A 15,663-nucleotide genomic window follows, 5' to 3' on the forward strand; every position below is an offset into this window, starting at 1 on the left:
TGTTCCGCCGGGTCGCCCATCACTCCGCGACTCCGCCGGGGTCGCCGATCACTCGGCGAGTTTCGCCACCAGCTGCTGCACCACCCGGGCGGGACTCCGCCCGTCCGTGCGTATCCGGATGGACGCCACCTCCCGGTACAGCGGTCGGCGCTTGCGCATCAACTCGGTGTACTTCTGGCGGGGGTCGCCACCGGCGAGGAGGGGACGCGCCGTGTTGGTCCCCGTGCGCTTGAGCCCCTCGGCCACGCTGATCTCGAGGTAGATCACCGTCTGGCCCTTCAACAACTCGCGGGTGCGCTCGGAGAGGATGGACCCACCACCGAGCGAGACGATCCCCTCGTGACTCTCGATGGCCTTCCGCACGATCTCTTCCTCGAGGGCCCGGAAGGCGGGTTCACCCTCCTGGACGAAGATCTCGGCGATCGTGCGTCCCGCCTCTTCCTCGACGGCCACGTCGGTGTCGAACAACGACAGGTCCAGCGCCTGCGCGAGGCGACGCCCGATCGTGGACTTACCTGCTCCCGGCGGACCGACGAGCACGGCTTTCGGTGCCATCATCCGTCACCGCCCCGGCGCGACGGCAGACGGACTGGTCATCGCGCGAGCCGGGCTGCGACACCCGACGCGTAACGCTCGTAGTTGGCGGCCGTCTCGGCCACCGAGTCGCCGCCGAACTTCTCGAGCGCGGCCTGGGCGACGACCAACGCCACCATCGCCTCGGCCACGACACCGGCGGCGGGCACCGCGCACACGTCGGACCGCTGGTGGATGGCCACGGCTTCCTCACCGGTCGACATGTCGACGGTGGCCAGCGCGCGCGGAACCGTCGAGATCGGCTTCATCGCCGCGCGCACGCGGAGCGCCTCACCGTTGGTCATGCCGCCCTCGAGTCCGCCGGCGCGGTTGGTCGAACGCAGGATCCCGTCCGGGCCGGGACGCATCTCGTCGTGCGCCTGGCTGCCGCGGCGGCGCGCGGTCTCGAAGCCGTCGCCGACCTCGACACCCTTGATGGCCTGGATTCCCATCAGGGCGGACGCCAGGCGGGCGTCGAGGCGGTCCGCGCCGCTGATGAACGATCCGAGACCCACGGGGAGACCGTGGATGACGACCTCGACGACACCACCGAGGGTGTCGCCGTCCCGCTTGGCCGCCTCGATCTCGGCGATCATCGATTCCTCCGCGGCCTTGTCGAACGCGCGCACCGGGCTGGCGTCGATCGCCGCCAGATCCGATGCGGTGGGTTCCGGGCCGACGTACGGGTCGGACGCGCCGATCGAGATCACGTGTGACAGCACCTCCACGCCGAACACCTGGCGCAGGAAACCCCGGGCGAACGTCGCGGCCGCGACCCGGGCCGCCGTCTCACGCGCACTCGCGCGCTCGAGAACGGGGCGCGCGTCGTCGAACCCGTACTTGAGCATGCCCGAGTAGTCGGCGTGACCGGGGCGCGGACGGGTGAGCGGCGCGTTCCGCGCCTGGTCGGCGAGCAGGTCTGCGTCCACCGGGTCCGCGGACATGATGGTTTCCCACTTGGGCCACTCGGTGTTGCCCACCTCGACGGCGATCGGGCCGCCGAGCGTCCGGCCGTGTCGGACACCACCGACGATGGTGACCTTGTCGGCCTCGAACTTCATCCGCGCACCGCGGCCGTAGCCGAGGCGGCGTCGCGCGAGTTGGGTCGAAATGTCCGCGGACGTCACTTCGACGCCCGCGACCATCCCCTCGAGCATCGCGACGAGGGCGGGACCATGGGATTCTCCGGCAGTTATCCAGCGCAGCACGCCAATATCCTTCCATGTCGCCGCGTCCGGCAGTGACGGTGGTCCTCCCGGGGCGCGCGCGGGGTGCGGACTCGGTCAGGTGAGGTGCCCGGCGAACAGCGCCACCAGCGTCGCGGCACACATCGCGGGTCCGTGTGGGAGCGGCGGCGGCGAGCGCCGGACGGCGAGGACGACGCAGCCCGCCACCGCGGTCAGTGCCGGCGCGAGCGCGGCCGCAAACACCCAGACTTCTCCCCCGGCCAGCCCGGCGGCCGCGCCGACGCCGAGCGCGAGTTTCACGTCACCGGCGCCGATCGCACCGGGTGCTCCCAAGTAGAGGGCGAGATAGGCCGCGGCCAGCAGGAGACCGCCGATCACGGCGGCGGACACGGCGCCGGTCGCGACACCGATACCGACGATCACCAGGAACCCGGGCAGCGTCAGCAGGTTCGGCAGCCTCCGGGCGCACAGGTCGGTGGCGGCGAGACTCACACACCACCACCAGAACGCGAGAGCACCCGGCAATATCCACACCGGGTTGCGGCCGGCGTCGGCCCAGACCGTGGCGGCGACGCCGACCGCGCACACCGCCTCGCACCAGCCCGGCGGCACCGGGCCCACGAACCGGCCCGCGGTGAGGCGCACACACCGTCCCACAGCCGCACCGGCCACCACACTCGTCACGATCAGCCACCACATGCCGACCAGCGTGCGTGACCGGACACCCGGACCCCTCGCGGCGACCTGCGCGAACGATCGCCCTGTGGATGGCGGCCGGGCCTGTGGACAACTAGCCCAGAGCGGCCGCCATCGCCTCGCGCGGCGCCGGGCGGCCGGTAAACTGCTCGACCTGCCCGAACGCCTGGTGCAGCAGCATCGACAGACCGCCGACCACCGTTCCCCCGGCCACCTCGACCGCAGCCGCCAGTGGGGTCGGCCACGGGTCGTAGATCGCGTCGAGCACGAACGGCGCCCGGCCCAGAACGTCCGCGTAGTCGGTGATCGCGGCGGACGGAACGGTGCTGACGAGTGCGGCGGCCGCGGCGCACCGGGCACCGAGTTCGGGGCTGTCGAAGCCGAGCAACCGGACCTCGAGCCCCACCGATTCCGCGCACCCCAGTGCACCCGCCGCGCGACCCGCGTCGCGGGCCACCACGGTCACCGATTTCACGCCCAGGTCGGCGAGCGCGACGAGCGCGGGCCTGGCCGTTCCCCCGGCGCCGACGACGACCGCCTCGGCGCCCGCGATGGCACCGACGCCGCCCGCGGTGAGCGCGCCGCTGACCCCGTCCACGTCGGTGCAGTCGGCACGCCAGCCCCCCTCGATGCGCACGAGGGTGTTCGCGGAGCCGATCGCCACGGCACGGTCGGTGCGCTCGGACGCGAATTCGAGCGCGGCGATCTTGCCCGGCATCGTGACGGACAGACCGACCCATTCCGGGCCGAGCCCGGACACCAGCCCGGGGAGTCGCTCCCCGTCGCACTCGATGCGGTCGTACGTCCACCCGGTGAGACCGAGCGCCCGGTACGCCGCGAGGTGCAGTTGCGGTGATCGCGAATGCGCGATCGGGCTGCCCAGCACCGCAGCTTTGCGTGCGGTCACCAACTCATCGTCCACTGTTGAGAATCCCGTTGTTCAGAGCCTGGTCGATGTTGGCCAGGTGTTCGTCGTAGCTCTTCGTGAAGAGTGTCGTGCCCTTCGCATCGACCGTCACGAAGTAGATCCAGTCGCCGGGCGCCGGTTGTTCGACCGCCTGGAGCGCCCCGATGCTCGGCGACGAGATCGGCGTCGCGGGCAGGCCGGGGCTGGCGTACGTGTTCCAGGGGGTCACCTGCGCGCGGTCGGCGTCGGTGGTCGCCAGTTCGGTGGTGTCCAGCGCGTAGTTGACCGTGGAGTCGAATTGCAGCGCCTGGTTGACGGCGAGCCGGTTCAGGATGACGCGCGCGACCTTCGAGAAGTCGTCGGGCATCGCCTCGCGTTCCACCAGCGACGCCGCGACCAGCATCTTGTACGGGGTGAGACCGACCTGGTCGCCCGCGGTGAGGATCCCGGTCTTCTCGTAGCTCGCGGAACTCTCGGACACGAGCTTCTGCAGAATGGCGGCGGGACCCGCCGTCGGATCGAAATCCCAACTGCCCGCGGCGATCAGTCCCTCGAGCTGGCGATCCCGGTCCGGGACACCCGCGACCGAGTCCTTCGCCCAGTCGGGCACACCCAGCGCGGACAGGTCGCCCGCGCCGGCGGCGTTGAGGTCGTCGTAGCTGATGCACTTCTGCTGACCGGCGTCACCCAGGCAGCTGGCCTCGGAGATCAGCGTGTAGATCCCCTTCTTCTTGGCGCCGGTCTGCACGTCGGTCGTGTCGTGGAGTTGCCTGCCCTCGGAGATGATCATCTGCCCGACGCGGGAGGCCGGGTCGACCAGTTCCTGCACGGCGTCGTCCGCGGGAATCTGGGTGGAGAGGCTGTAGAAGCCGGGTTGCACCGAGTTCATGGCGTTGCTCTGGACTGCGGCGTTGAAGAACGCCGATCCGCTGGCGACGACGTCGCGGTCCGCCAGGGTGGTGGCGATCTCCTCCGCGGTATCGCCCGGATGGACCTGCACGACCACTTCGGGACCACCGGGGCCTGCGTAGTCCGCGGGCGCGTCGGACCCACCGAAAAACAGCTTGCCGCCGACGAACACGACACCGACCAGCACGATGAGGACCGTCGCGGCGGCGAGGACCCCGAACACCTTGCCCCGGCGTGCGCGCCCCCTGGCTTGTTTGCGCCTACGGGCCTGCGTGCGAGCAGCGGCGCGGGTCGGTGGGATCTCCTCGGGAATCGCCGAGGGTGGGATCTCCTCGGGAATCGCCGAGGGTGGGATCTCCTCGGGAATCGCCGAGATGATCTGCGTCTCGGCCTCCGCGAACGCGACGTCGGGTTCGTCGTGCGGGTGGTCGAAGCCGTCGTCGGGGTATACCTCGTCCGGCTCGTCGACGTGGTCGTCCACATACGGGTGGTCGTCGGCCGGCGTCTCCCGGTACGCGCGGGCGTCGCCGTAGGAGCGGGGACCGTATCCGTCCTCGTACACGGACTCGGGGTCGTAGGGCTGCTCGTACCGCTGCTCATATCGCGGCTCCGCGTACTCGCGGTGCGGTTCGTGGCGCTGCGGTTCCTCGAGGTGCTGTTCCTCGTAGTGCGGCTCGTCGTAGTGCGGCTCGTCGAAGTGCGGCTCGTCGTACACGACGGCGTGGCGGCCGGTGGTGCCGAGGTCGTCGTCGGGGGGTGGCGTGTAGTCGACCTCGTCGTCGTCCCCGTCGAGGTAGCGGTGCCGTCGGGGTTCGCGGGGGATGTACTGAAAGTCGGGTCGCTCACCTGCGGGGCGGCGGTGATTGCTCACTGGCCTGCCTCCGGTAGCTGCGCGTCCCCACCTGAATCCCCTGCATTCACCGACCTGCTCCGCTCGTCCAACCATCCCTGCAAGATCGCCACCGCCGCAGCCTGGTCGATCACAGGACGCTGGCCCCTCGCACTGACACCGCTCTCGCGAAGCGCCCGCGCGGCAGTGACCGTCGTCAGACGTTCGTCCGCCATCCGCACCGGTATCGGGTCGACCTTCCTTCGCAGTCGCTTCGCGAACACAGTAGCGATCGAGGCGGCTTTTCCCCGTTCACCCCGCAGGGTCTGCGGCAGACCGACGATAACCTCCACCGCCTCGTATTCCTCGACAATGTCGGCAATGCGCCGGATATCCGGCGCGTCGGGCCCGCGTTCCTTGGACCGGGGCACCGTCTCCACCGGGGTGGCGAGGATCCCGTCGGGGTCGCTCGACGCGACACCGATGCGGACACTGCCCACATCGATGCCGATACGCCGACCACGCCCAGGGTCGTCGACTCCCGGTCGATCCGGACCCTGTTCCGCGTGATCCACCGCTACTGGCTCCCCACCTTGTCCGCGACTTGCGCCCGGACCGCGTCGAGAGCGGCCGCGATTCCGCTGGTGTCCGAACCGGAACCCTGTGCCATGTCGGCCTTTCCGCCGCCGCGGCCGCCGATCTTCGGACCGAATTCCTTCACGAGGTCGCCGGCCGACAGGCCGAGTTCCTGCGCGGCCTTGCTCACGGCCACCACGAACGGCACCTTGCCGTCGACGTCACCGAGCAGCACGACGACGGCGGGCTGGGTGCCGAATCGGCCTCGGATATCCGTGACGAGCCCGCGCAGGTCGTTGCCGCCGACACCGGCCGGGGCGGAGTCCGCGACCAGCAGCACCGGCCCGACCCGCTGGGCCTTGTCGACGAAGGTGCCCGCCGACGCGAGAACCGCCTGCGCGCGGGTCTGTTCGAGTTCCTTCTCCGCCACCCGAAGTCGCTCCACCAGTGCCTCGACGCGGGCGGGCACCTCTTCCGAGGGCACCTTCAGCGAAGACGACAGCCCGGCGAGCAGGGCCCGTTCCTTGGCCAGGTAGCGGTACGAGTCGAGCCCGACGTAGGCCTCGACGCGGCGCACGCCGGAGCCGACGGACTGCTCACCGAGCAGCGTGACGTTGCCGATCTGCGAGGAGCTGCCCACGTGAGTTCCACCACACAGCTCCATCGAGAACGGTCCGCCGATCTCGACGACCCGCACCTCGTCGCCGTAGTTCTCGCCGAACAACGCCATCGCGCCCATCGACTTCGCCTTGTCGAGGTCGGTGACGAACGTGTTCACGGAGTAGTCGGCGGCCACCGCCTCGTTCGCGACGACCTCGATGTCCTGCTTCTGCGCTTCCGTCAGCGCGCCCTGCCAGGAGAAGTCGAACCGCAGGTAGCCCGGCTTGTTCAGCGAGCCGGCCTGAACGGCGTTGGGGCCGAGCACCTGTCGCAGCGCGGCGTGCACCATGTGCGTGCCGGAGTGCCCCTGGGTGGCGCCCTTGCGCCACGCGGCGTCGACCTGCGCGAGCACGACGTCGCCCTCGGTGATCTGTCCCTCCTGCACGGTCACCTTGTGGACCCACAGCTTCTTGGCGATCTTCTGGACGTCGTTGACCTTCACCCGCAGCCCCGGACCGGTGAGGGTGCCGAGGTCGGCGATCTGGCCGCCCGCCTCCGCGTACAGGGGGCTGCGGTCGAGGATGACCTCGACGTCCTGGCCGACCGTCGCCACGGGGACGCGCTGCCCCTGCGAGATCAGCGCGAGAACGTGTGCCTCGGAAACCAATTCGTGGAATCCGGTGAACTCGGTGGGTCCGCGGTCGAGGAGTTCCTTGTAGACGGTCAGGTCGGCGTGCGCGTGCTTGCGTGCCTGGGCGTCGTCCTTCGCGCGCTGCCGCTGTTCGGCCATCAGCGTGCGGAAACCCTCCTCGTCGACGGTCAGTCCGGCCTCGGCCGCCATCTCCAGGGTCAGGTCGATCGGGAAGCCGTACGTGTCGTGCAACGCGAACGCCTGTTCGCCGCCGATCGTCGACTTTCCGGACGCCTTCACCGATTCGGCGGCGCCTTCGAACAGCTTGGAACCGGACGTGAGGGTCTTCAGGAACGCGGTCTCCTCCCCCACGGCGACCGTCTCGATGCGGCCGAAGTCGGTGTCGAGGACCGGGTACGACGGCGCCATCGTGTCGCGGACGACGGTGATGAACTCCCGCATGCTGGGCTTGTCGGCGCCGAGCAGCTTCGCGGAGCGGACGATGCGCCGCAGCAGGCGGCGCAGGACATAGCCCCGGCCGTCGTTGCCGGGGTTCACGCCGTCGGCGATGAGCATCGCGGCGGTGCGCGCGTGGTCGGCGATCACCCGGAACCGCACGTCGTCGTCGTGGTCGGCGCCGTACTTGCGGCCCGACAGTTCCTCGGCCTTCGCGATGACCGGGCGCACGAGATCCGTCTCGTACACGTTGTCGACGCCCTGGAGCAGGAATGCGACGCGCTCGACTCCCATGCCGGTGTCGATGTTCTGCTTCGGCAGCGGCCCGAGGATCTCGAAGTTGTCCTTGCTGATGCCGAGACCGCGCTCGTTCTGCATGAACACGAGATTCCAGATCTCGATGTAGCGGTCCTCGTCGGCCTCGGGGCCGCCTTCCGCACCGAATTCGGGGCCGCGGTCGAAGTAGATCTCCGAGCACGGGCCGCAGGGCCCGGGGATGCCCATGGACCAGTAGTTGTCGGCCATGCCGCGGCGCTGGATCCGGGTCTCGGGAACGCCGACCTCGTCGCGCCAGATGTCGCGGGCCTCGTCGTCGTCGAGGTAGACCGTCACCCAGATCCGCTCCGGGTCGAACCCGTAGCCGCCGTCGTCGACGCCGGAGGTCAGCAGCGACCAAGCGTGCTTGATCGCGTCGCGCTTGAAGTAGTCGCCGAAGGAGAAGTTGCCGGCCATCTGGAAGAACGTGTTGTGCCGTGTGGTGATGCCCACATTCTCGATATCGAGGGTGCGCACACACTTCTGGACACTGGTCGCCCTCGGGTACGGCGGCGTCTGCTGACCGAGGAAGAACGGCACGAACTGCACCATTCCGGCGTTGACGAACAGCAGGTTCGGATCGTCGAGAATCAGCGAGGCGCTGGGTACCTCGGTGTGGGCCGCCTTGACGAAATGGTCGAGGAAGCGCCGGCGAATCTCGTGGGTCTGCACGTCAGTGATCCTTATTGTCTGTCTCGAGGGCAACTACGGTCGCCGGGTGGCTGGGCACACCCGGCGGTTCGGCAACATTCAGCTTAACCGGCCACCCTGACGGTTCGTGCCGCGGACGATGGCCCGCAGTTTGTCCACGCGCCCCGCGATGTCACGCTCGCCGCCGTGGGTGGTGGGCTGGTAGTAGTCGACGCCGACGAGCTCGTCGGGCGGATACTGCTGCGCCAGTACCCCGTCCGGGTGGTCGTGGGGATATCGGTAGCCGACGGCGTTGCCGAGCTTGGCCGCCCCCGCGTAGTGGCCGTCGCGCAGGTGCGGTGGAACGAGCCCGGCGTTTCCCGCCGCGACGTCCGCCATCGCGGCGCCGAGCGCGGCGATGACGGCCCCCGACTTCGGCGCGGTCGCGAGGTGGATGGTGGCCTGGGCGAGGGCGAGGCGGGCCTCTGGCATCCCGATCAACTGCACCGCCTGCGCGGCGGCGGTCGCGGTCTGCAACGCGGTGGGGTCGGCCATCCCGATGTCCTCGCTGGCATGGACGACCAGCCGCCGCGCGATGAAGCGGGGGTCCTCGCCCGCGGTCAGCATCCGCGCCAGATAGTGCAGGGCGGCGTCGACGTCCGAACCGCGGATCGACTTGATGAACGCACTGATCACGTCGTAGTGCTGGTCGCCGTCACGGTCGTAGCGGACGGCGGCCTTGTCGACGCTCGCCTCCACCGTCGCGAGGTCCAGCAGCACCGGACGGTCCGCGTCACCGGCCTGGTCGCGCGCCGCGCCCGCCGCCGCCTCGAGCGCGGTGAGCGCCCGCCGGGCGTCACCGGCCGCGAGGCGCACCAGATGGTCCATCGCGTCGCCGGCGATCTCGATGTCCCCGCCGAGACCCCGCTCGTCGGTGCGCGCCCGCTCTAGGAGGTTCTCGATGTCGTCCGCCGTCAGCGACTGCAGTTGCAGGACCAGCGATCGGGACAGCAGCGGGGACACCACGGAGAACGAGGGGTTCTCGGTGGTGGCGGCCACGAGCAGCACGATCCGGTTCTCCACCGCCGCCAGCAGTGCGTCCTGCTGGGTCTTGGAGAAGCGGTGCACCTCGTCGATGAACAGCACCGTCTGCTCGCCCGCGAGGAGCCGTCGGCGAGCGAGTTCGATGACGCCACGCACTTCCTTCACACCGGCGGACAGCGCGGACAGCGCCTCGAAGCGGCGCCCGGTGGCGCCGGAGATCAGCGACGCCAGCGTGGTCTTGCCGGTGCCGGGCGGACCGTACAGCAGCACGGAGGCCGCCCCCGACCCCTCCACGAGCCGCCGCAGCGGCGCACCGGGGCCGAGGAGATGCTGCTGCCCGACCACCTCGCCGAGCGTGCGGGGACGCATGCGCACGGCCAGCGGTGCGCGGTGGTCGACCGGCACCGGACCGGGGACCGAGCGCGGAGCCGCCGCCTCGTCCGGCTGCGCCGTCTCGAACAGGCCCGCCGACTCGTCCTCGCCGACATCCGAACCGAAAAGATCGCTCACAAGTTCGACGCTACTGGAACCCGCACCGTCCGACCCAGTCCGGCCGGACCACGGATCACCCGACGGACAGTCCCCGGATCTTGTCGGCGATGACGCGGGCGTCGTGGGCGACCACCGTGTTCCCCGCGTGATCCGCCGAACGGGCCAGCTTGTCCCAGCGCTGGGTCAGCGCCTCGGACCGCGGCACCGACAGGTGATGCTCGCGGACGGCCGCGATCCGGGTGTGGTTGTCCGGCAGGAACAGGTAGGTGCTGAGCCACACCCAGATCAGTTGCGCCTCGACCATGCGGGCGGCGAGCACGTTGTCGTCGGCGAGCGCGGGCCACATCCCCACGACCTCCGCCCGCCAGGCCTCGATCATCGCCTGGGTGCGGTCCTCGGACAGTTCGATGCTGCACAGGCAGCCCGGGAACGAGACCAGCGCGTACGCGATGTCGAGCATCGCGTCGCGGAACCCGCCCCACTCGTAGTCGAGGAACCGGACGCCCTCGTCGTTGACGATGATGTTGTCCGGGCACAGGTCGGACGGGCTGAACGCCCGGAACCGCCCGCTCTCGAACAGCTTCGCTGCCCGCGCCACCTGCTCGGTCAACTCCGGGGACACGTCGACGCGGAGGATGTCGGACAGCAGACCGGGCACGGCGGGCACCGCACGCTCGACCTGCTCGGCCACGGTGTCGTCGCAGTGCGCCACCTCGGCGCGGCGCAGCAGCGCGGTGAAGTCTTCTTCGCGGCCCACGGTGGCCGCGTGCATGCGGCCGAGCGCCTGGGCCATGGCCATCAGGGTGTTGGTGACGGTGTCGGAATCGGAGTGCTCGAGCAGCGCGCTGATCGGGGTGGCGTCCCCGAGGTCGCTGAGCACGAGGAGCCGGGCTTCGAGGTCGGATGCGAGCAGTTCGGCTCCGGGGCGGCTGTCCGTCGCCAGCGCCGTGGCGAACTGGTACGAGACGGCCTCGCGGAGGAAGGCGCTGCGGCTGTCGCCGGACAGGTCGTCGGGATCGACGGCCCTCGCGCCGGACAACCCGGACTCCTCGCGGACCTGCTTGATCACCAACGTCCGGGGCAGGGAGAACGGATTCTCCGCCACCCGCACACGGAGCACGATGGTGCGGCCACTACCGCCGAGATCCACGGGATCCACCAGTGTCACGGGTGCCCCTGTGCGACGGGTGAGCAGCTTCTCGGCTGCGGCAACTACCTCTGAAACGGGGTCTGCCAGTATTGCAGTCATCGCCGACCAACTTACCTGCTAGTGACACGGATCATCGAGTCCTCCTCCGGAAGCCCCGATGAATTTCAGCATTTCGGCTGATCCGGTGCGAGTACTTCCATCGGCGCCACGTCAACCGACACCGCAATGGTGCTGTTTCGTGCCTCTGTGTATATGACACCGCGCAGGGGCGGCACGTCGGCGTAGTCCCGGCCCCACGCGACCACGGTGTACCGCTCGTCGACGAGCTGGTCGTTGGTGGGGTCGAAGGCCAGCCACCGGTCCCCCGGCATCCACACCGCGGCCCAGGCGTGCGTCGCGTCGACTCCGATCATCCGTTCCTTGCCGGGTGGCGGCTGCGTCGCCAGGTACCCGGACACGTACCGGGCCGCGAGTCCGCGTGAGCGCAGGCAGGCGATGGCGAGCCGGGCGAAGTCCTGGCACACGCCCGACCGCTTCTCCAGCACCTCCGCGACCCGCGTCGAGACCGACGTCGACCCCGACTTGTACTCGAAGTCGCGGTGGATGCGGGTCGTGAGATCGACTACCGCGTCGACGAGGGGCCGTTCCGGCGGGAAACTCGGCGCCGCGTACTCGCGGACCGCGTCGCCGATCTCGGGAGGCTCGAGGTCGAGCACGAACTCCTGCGCCATCGCGCCCTCGGTGCCCACGGGCCGGGACAGCTCCCACGGCGCGTTCGCCGGTGCGGCCGCGAGCCTCGCCTTGTCCGGTCCGTACACCTCGATCTCGGATACGGCCGCCACCACCAGTTCCTCGTGCGGCGTGCTCACCTGGAAGTACAGGTCCCGGTTGCCGTACACGTCCGACCCGGTGGAGCGGTCCGCGGGCGGCGGTGTGACGTCGACGACGGAAGCGACGCACCGCTGTTCCTCGGTGTCGCGCGGCAGGAGGTAACCCCGGCCGTACGACGAGGTCACCGGCCCCGAGTACGTGTACGTCGTGCGGTGGGTGATCTTGTATCTGCGCAGAACCGGACGGTCCGCTGCCGGGTCCGTGCGGGGCGTCGTGTCGGTCATGCGGAGACTCCGCCCGGGGAGGTGCTCCACGAGGCGCCGCTGCCCCACAGCGGCTGGGTGCCGCCGGGCAGCGACAGCTGACCCTTCAGCATCACATCGGACAGTTCGCTCAGCAGTGCGCGCATCGTGGTCGTCAGCTCACCCAGCTCCTTCCGGGACCCGCCCGCGTCGACCGATTCGAGTCGGACGGGGTCGACGCGCCGCACGGTGTTGACCATGTCCTCGGCGAGCCGCTCCGCACGGGACGCACCCGAGGCGTCCGGCAGTGCGGCCAGATTCGTGCGCAGCGCCTCCAGTTGGAACGCCAGCGACCGCGGGTTCTTCACGTCGAACAGCAGCAACTCGGCGACGGCCGCCGGGCGGATACCGCGGTTGCGACGGCGGTAGACCACGGAACTCTCGGTGGCGACGAGAAGCGATTCGATCACCGCCCGTTCCGTCGCGGGATCCGTCTTCCGCCCAAGGGTGGAGTCCACCAGCGCAATCAAGGTGGATGCCCTCTCGATCCGTTTGCCGATGTCCATGACGTGCCAGCCGGTGTCGCGAACCAGCGACTCCGCGGCGACCCCGGACAGCGCGAGCATGCCGCCGAGCACCGCAGACTGCGCCTCGAACAGCACGGACCCGTCGTCGACGGTGTCGGCCGCGACCTGTCCGAGCGCGCGTTCGACGGAGCTGAGGACGGCCCAGATGTCGTTCGACAATTGCCCGCGCACGGCCCGCGCGGCCTGCTCGACGCCGCGCACCGCGTGGGCGAGCGACCCGTCCCGGTCCGGGTCCGCCGTCAGCGAGCGGAACTCGGAGCGCACCCGCCGCTGGTCGGTGACCGGATCGGAGCCCGAGTCGGCCACGGCGTGGTTCCCGGCGTCGGCGACCCGCAGGACCGTGTTCAGCAGGATCGGGAGGCTTCCGCCGCCCGCCAGCCACGGTCGCAGGCGGTAGTCGCGGTACTTCTCCCCCACGGCGATCATCAGCCGGGCCGCACCCTCGGCGCGCTCGGCGAACCGGCCCATCCAGAACAGTTCGGTCAGCGCGCGCGGCGACGTCATCAGGTCGGACGTCGTCGCCGCATACGTGGGCAGGGTCTCTCCGTCCCGCTCGGAGCCGTCGCCCGGGTCGGTGGACGCGGTGCGTTGCGCCAGCCGGATCCACACGTCCTTCGCCCCGGCGTGGCGGCGGTCCCCGCGCTCGGCCCCGGGAACGAGGGACGTGCCGAGACCGCCGGCCATCGGCGTGTATCCCACCTGCTGCGCGACGCTGAACAGCCGCATCCCGACCGGTGCGAGCACGACGTCCCCGGATCCACCGGCGGCGGGTGCGTACGAGGGGTCCGGGACGATCTGCCCGACCCACCGCTCGGGTTCGGCCCGCACCCGGTCCAGCAGGGTGTCCCGGTCGGCGGCACCGAGGTCGGCGGGCACGATCGGCGCACCCCCGTGCACCGCGCGCAGCACCATCGACGAGGCGTTCGCGAGGATGTGCGACAGCTCCGACCGGTCGCCGCCCCAGAAGCTGGGAACCGACGGCAGCAGCAGGTCCTCGTCGAGCAGCCGTCGGCACAGGTCCGGAAGCAACCGGGTGAGGGCGGGGTTCTCGAGGATTCCGCTGCCGAGGGTGTTGACGACGGTCACCGCGCCCCGGCGCAGCACCTCGACGAGACCGACCACCCCGGACCGGGAGCCGGGGCGCAGGTCGAGGGGGTCGGCGAGGTCGGCGTCCACCCGCCGGACGATGACGTCGACGCGTTCCAGACTGCCGAGGGACCGCATCCACACGTGGCCGTCGCGGACCACCAGGTCGGCACTCTCCACGAGCGGGAAGCCGAGGACCGTAGCCAGGTACGCCTGATCGAATGCGGCCTCGGACCGGGTGCGGGGGCTGAGGACGACGACGAGCGGGTCCTCGGTGCCCGCGGGAGCGGCGTCGATCGCCGCGAGCCGCATCGACTGGGCGAACGAGGACAGCGGGCGCGGTCCGACCGTCTCGTAGATACCGGGCATCGCCCGTGCGATGACGCGGCGGTCCGCCATCGCGTAGCCGGCGCCCGCCGGGGACTGCGTGTGGTCGCGCAGCGCGTGGAACGTGCCGTCCGCCGCGCGGCCGACGTCGAGTCCGTGCAGGAACAGCTGGTGGCGGCCCGGCACCGTGATGCCGTGCGCCGCACGGACGTAGCCGGGGTGCCCGAACACCGTGCGGGCCGGGACGGCGCCGCTCCGGACGAGGGTCATCGGTCCGTACAGGTCCGCGAGTACCGCGTCGAGAAGCCGGGAACGCTGCACGAAACCCGCCGCCAGCTGCTCCCACTCCTCGGCCGCGACGATCAGCGGGACGGCGTCGATCTCCCATCGTGGCGGTGCGGTCGGCGCGTCCGAACCGTCGAGGGGGTTGTAGGTGATCCCGTGGTTGTCGACAAGCAGCCGGATGCGGGACTGCAGGCGGCGGACGGAGTCCGGCCCGCCGTTCGTGAAGTCCTGGGCCAACTCCGCCCACGGTTCCCGGAGGCCGCCGTCGTGGTCGAACAGTTCGTCGTAGCCCGCGCCGTCGTGCGGCGAGACGCCCATCAGGCCCTCCGCCGCTGCGCCGGGGAGCGGTCTTTCCGCGCCTGCTCGAGTAGTCGGCGGGGATCGCCGCCGCTGCGGAGTCGCAGGGCCAGGACCAGGACGCCGGCGACGACGATGCCCACCATGTTGACCCCGAGTTGCAGCGCCGCCAGTGCCGCGACGCGCCATTCGCCCACGGTGACCGCGACGACGGCGAATCCGGCCGCCGGAACGGTGGTGACGGAGATGAAGACGCCGACGAGCGCCGCCGACTTCGAGGACACGAGCGCGAGCATGCCCGCCGCGCCGGCGATCAGCGCGACGATCAGCGACAGCGGTCCGACTCGGTAGATGAAGTCGACCTGGTCGAGGGACTCGATGCTCTCGAACTCCATCCAGCCGAGCCGCTCCATCAGCAGTGTCGCGACCAGCGTCGCCGCCATCGCGAACGGGAAACCGAAGAGCAGGGCGATCAGCGACCGCCGGGCCAGCCCGAGTTTGCGCCGCATCAGGGCGACGGCGAGCGCGGCGAGCGGGCCGAACTCCGGTCCCACCACCATGGCCCCGACGACGGTGATCGGCGAGTCGGTCACCACACCCACCGCGGCCAGCAGGCAGGCGATGGTGAGGAACGCGAGGAACGTGCCGTTGAGCGTCGACTCCTCGCGCGTCCGGCTGACCAGTTCCTCCCACACGACGCTGTCCGCGGGATCGCCCGGGGCCGCCTTCTCCGCCTCGTGTGCGGACTTCGAGAGCACCGTGTCGACGGGCTCCACCGTGATCGCGCCGGTGCGGTCGATTCCGAGGGCCTCGAGCGCGTCGATCACGTCGTTCGCGGACTCGCGGGCCACATCGGTCTGGATCGCGTCACCGGCGGGGTCGATCGCGGCGTCGCGCAACACCACCACATGGGTGGCGCCGGGTTCCGCGGCGAGCGCACCGAGGACGTCCTCGGTGCGCTCGGCCGGACAGATCACTCGCAGGTGCAACATCGTGTCCCCCGGCTGTTCCGC

The 15,663-nt window shown here is 70.4% G+C and carries 12 protein-coding genes; all 12 read right to left on the reverse strand.

What is annotated here, in order from left to right:
- Positions 1-48: 48 nt before the first annotated feature.
- The 12 genes from P3H15_RS06345 to P3H15_RS06400 all read right to left on the reverse strand — a co-directional run bounded on the left by P3H15_RS06345 (position 49) and on the right by P3H15_RS06400 (position 15,642).
- Positions 49-555 carry a shikimate kinase gene (locus P3H15_RS06345; protein ID WP_072942154.1) on the reverse strand — a complete coding sequence of 169 codons (507 nt, stop codon included), beginning with the start codon at positions 553-555 and terminating at the stop codon, positions 49-51.
- 38 nt (positions 556-593) lie between these two features.
- Complete coding sequence (aroC, locus tag P3H15_RS06350) at positions 594-1,781, reverse strand: chorismate synthase (protein WP_276136463.1); 1,188 nt, start codon at positions 1,779-1,781, stop codon at positions 594-596.
- Positions 1,782-1,856: 75 nt separating this feature from the next.
- Entirely contained in the window at positions 1,857-2,459 is a 603-nt protein-coding gene (locus tag P3H15_RS06355) for an A24 family peptidase (RefSeq protein ID WP_276136464.1), read from the reverse strand.
- Positions 2,460-2,550: 91 nt separating this feature from the next.
- Positions 2,551-3,378: a shikimate dehydrogenase gene (locus tag P3H15_RS06360; protein ID WP_276136465.1), complete on the reverse strand. Its 828-nt coding sequence runs from the start codon at positions 3,376-3,378 to the stop codon at positions 2,551-2,553.
- Positions 3,368-5,143: an endolytic transglycosylase MltG gene (locus tag P3H15_RS06365; RefSeq protein ID WP_276136466.1), complete on the reverse strand. Its 1,776-nt coding sequence runs from the start codon at positions 5,141-5,143 to the stop codon at positions 3,368-3,370. The genes P3H15_RS06360 and P3H15_RS06365 overlap by 11 nt, the downstream gene beginning before the upstream one ends.
- Entirely contained in the window at positions 5,140-5,676 is a 537-nt protein-coding gene (gene ruvX / locus P3H15_RS06370; RefSeq protein WP_276136467.1) for a Holliday junction resolvase RuvX, read from the reverse strand. The genes P3H15_RS06365 and ruvX overlap by 4 nt, the downstream gene beginning before the upstream one ends.
- A 2-nt stretch (positions 5,677-5,678) precedes the next feature.
- Positions 5,679-8,351 (reverse strand): alanine--tRNA ligase, encoded by a 2,673-nt coding sequence (gene alaS / locus P3H15_RS06375; protein WP_276136468.1) that lies wholly within the window; start codon positions 8,349-8,351, stop codon positions 5,679-5,681.
- Between the two features lie 78 nt (positions 8,352-8,429).
- The gene (locus tag P3H15_RS06380; protein WP_276136469.1) at positions 8,430-9,863 is read right to left on the reverse strand and encodes a replication-associated recombination protein A; all 1,434 of its coding nucleotides are present in this window, start codon (positions 9,861-9,863) and stop codon (positions 8,430-8,432) included.
- A 55-nt stretch (positions 9,864-9,918) separates the two neighbouring features.
- Positions 9,919-11,094, reverse strand: a complete 1,176-nt coding sequence (locus P3H15_RS06385; RefSeq protein ID WP_276136470.1) for a phosphotransferase family protein — start codon at positions 11,092-11,094, stop codon at positions 9,919-9,921.
- A 65-nt stretch (positions 11,095-11,159) separates the two neighbouring features.
- Complete coding sequence (locus P3H15_RS06390) at positions 11,160-12,110, reverse strand: transglutaminase family protein (protein WP_276136471.1); 951 nt, start codon at positions 12,108-12,110, stop codon at positions 11,160-11,162.
- A complete protein-coding gene (locus P3H15_RS06395) occupies positions 12,107-14,671 on the reverse strand; it encodes a circularly permuted type 2 ATP-grasp protein (RefSeq protein ID WP_276136472.1) in 2,565 nt (854 codons plus the stop codon). The genes P3H15_RS06390 and P3H15_RS06395 overlap by 4 nt, the downstream gene beginning before the upstream one ends.
- A complete protein-coding gene (locus P3H15_RS06400) occupies positions 14,671-15,642 on the reverse strand; it encodes a DUF389 domain-containing protein (RefSeq protein ID WP_276136473.1) in 972 nt (323 codons plus the stop codon). Before P3H15_RS06400 ends, P3H15_RS06395 begins: the two co-directional genes overlap by 1 nt.
- Positions 15,643-15,663: the final 21 nt, after the last annotated feature.

It is taken from the genome of Rhodococcus sp. T2V, from assembly GCF_029269925.1.
Lineage (GTDB): Bacteria > Actinomycetota > Actinomycetes > Mycobacteriales > Mycobacteriaceae > Rhodococcus_F > Rhodococcus_F koreensis.